We start from the raw sequence: 2,208 nt of genomic DNA on the forward strand, positions 1-2,208 counted from the left end.
GTTCGACCACCACGTGTAATCCTCACCGCCGGAGCGGAGTGTGCGGTAGGTATCGATCCAACCCGCCCCCTCGACCAGGCGATTGAGCCAGGCGCGTTCCTCGGGCAGACAGCCCGAGTTTTTCTGATTGGATTTCCAGTTCCGGATATCCAGCGCGCTGCGCACGATGTTCCAGTCACCGCACAGCACATACTCGCGGCCGCTGCGCAGCCAGCCATCGAGCACTCCGGAAAACCACGCCATCACCTTGAACTTGAAGCCCTGGCGCAATTCACCCGAGGAACCCGAAGGCAGGTACAGCGATACCACGCTGAGTGTGCCGAAGCGCGCTTCGAGATAACGCCCCTCGCAGTCGAATGGCTCCCAGCCCAGCGTATCCAGCACCGCGTCCGGCGCATGCCGCGAAAATACCGCCACACCGCTATAGCCCTTCTTGCTGCGCGCGTCGTGCCAGTGGCAGTGATAGCCGGCAGGACGCTGCGCCGCGTCAAGCTGCGCTTCCTGCGCCTTGGTTTCCTGCACGCACACGACATCGGCCTGCTGCGCCGGCAGCCACTCGAACAGACCCTTGCGCGCGGCCGAGCGGATGCCGTTGGCGTTCAAGGTCAGGATACGCATGTATGGGCTCGGCGACGAAGCAGGCGCGACCATGCCTCGCCGGTGCGCGCGAAGTCAACGAACGAAAACCAAACCCCACGCTTGCGATGCGGCTGCAACCCATGGATGCGCCGTACAGCCCTCACCTCGATAATGCCGTCACTTGGCTCGCGGTGATCCCCATGCATGCTTACCAGCACGATTTTATCGCCCTCGCGCACCGCGCCGGGGTGTTGCGTTTCGGCAGCTTCACGCTGAAATCCGGGCGCCAGAGTCCCTACTTTTTCAACCTCGGGCAGATCGCCACGGGCGCCGGACTGGCGCGTCTCGGTGCCGCCTACGCTGCTTGTATCGAAGCCTCGGGCGTAAGTTTCGACATGCTGTTCGGCCCCGCGTACAAAGGCATTCCGCTGGCCACGACCACCGCCATTGCCCTGGCTGAGCGCCACGACCGCGATGTGCCGCTGGCCTACAACCGCAAGGAAACCAAGGATCATGGCGAAGGCGGGATGATCGTCGGCGCGCCTCTGGCCGGGCGCGTGCTGGTGATCGACGATGTACTGACCGCAGGCACCGCGGTACGCGAATCGCTGGCGCTGATCCGCGCGCACGGTGCCACGCCCGCCGGCGTGGTGATCGCGCTGGATCGTCAGGAACGCGGCGCTGGCGAACGCTCCGCCGCGCAGGAGTTGGCCCACGAACATCACGTGCCCGTGCTCGCCATTGCCGGCCTGAGCGAAGTCATGGACTACGCGGACACGCAGCCCGATCTGGCCGCGATCAGCGCCGAGCTGGCGACGTATCGCGCACGCTACGGCGTCGCCTGAACACGCGGCATCGGCCACGTCACGCGCGGCAGGCGCTTGTTGTTCGCCGACAGCTGGTTACCATGCGTGTCTACTCGCGCCAGTGCGCGGAATCGAATGCGGATGCAGCTGATGCGGGTCAACGTGATCGCCTGGGATAACGGTCTTGGCTTGTCCCGCCATCTGCGCCTGCTGGCCGGCGCGCTGCGCGCCAGCGGCCACGACGTCACCATGACCGGTTTGCGGCGCGGCAACTGGCGCAAGCTGGGACGGCGCATCAAGCTGGGCACGCGCAACGCATGGAATCACGCGCTTGGCGATCGCGGCTGGGCGCGGCATGACGTCAATCTGTTGATCCAGCACATCCGCCCCGAATTCCTGCCGGCCGCGCGATACAACGTGCTGCTGCCGCACCCGGAGTGGTTCCTGGACAGCGACCGCGCTCTGCTGCCGCGCATCGATGCGGTGTTCGCGCAGACGCAGCATGCGCTCGCCCTGTTCGAGCCACTCGTCCGGAACGTGCGCTATACCGGCTTCACCAGCGAAGATCGTCGCGATCCTTCGGTGCCGCGCGAGCGCGCGTTTTTTCACCTCGCCGGGCGCAGCCAGCACAAGGGTACCGTGCGCCTGTTGGAGCTTTGGCGCAGGCATCCGGAATGGCCACGCTTGACCGTCGTGCAAAATCCCAAGAGCGCCACACCAGGCGCGGCGGCCGCCAACATCGAGCATCGCATCGATTATCTCGACGACGCGGCGCTGCAACGCCTGCAGAACGCGCACTGGTTCCATTTGTGCCCGTCAGAGA

General features: G+C 65.4%; 3 protein-coding genes. 2 read left to right on the forward strand and 1 reads right to left on the reverse strand.

The features are described 5' to 3' along the window. On the reverse strand, positions 1 to 618 hold a 618-nt coding region (locus AC2VLV_RS10410; RefSeq protein WP_486989917.1), incomplete at its 3' end, for an exodeoxyribonuclease III. Positions 619 to 779: 161 nt separating this feature from the next. Between AC2VLV_RS10410 and pyrE the strand changes: the two genes are divergently transcribed. Together pyrE and AC2VLV_RS10420 are read left to right on the forward strand one after the other, a co-directional pair. Beyond that, on the forward strand, positions 780 to 1,424 hold the full coding sequence (gene pyrE / locus AC2VLV_RS10415) for an orotate phosphoribosyltransferase (RefSeq protein WP_486989919.1): 645 nt from the start codon (positions 780 to 782) through the stop codon (positions 1,422 to 1,424). Positions 1,425 to 1,463: 39 nt separating this feature from the next. After that, positions 1,464 to 2,208: glycosyltransferase family protein (locus tag AC2VLV_RS10420; protein ID WP_486989918.1), on the forward strand; the 745-nt coding region annotated here is incomplete at its 3' end.

This window comes from Thiomonas sp. TH-17, assembly GCF_057473305.1.

Coding starts and splice junctions, on each gene's coding strand:
- pyrE (WP_486989919.1), top strand. CDS start 780: ATGCATGCTTACCAGCACGATTTTATCGCCCTCGCGCACCGCGCCGGG.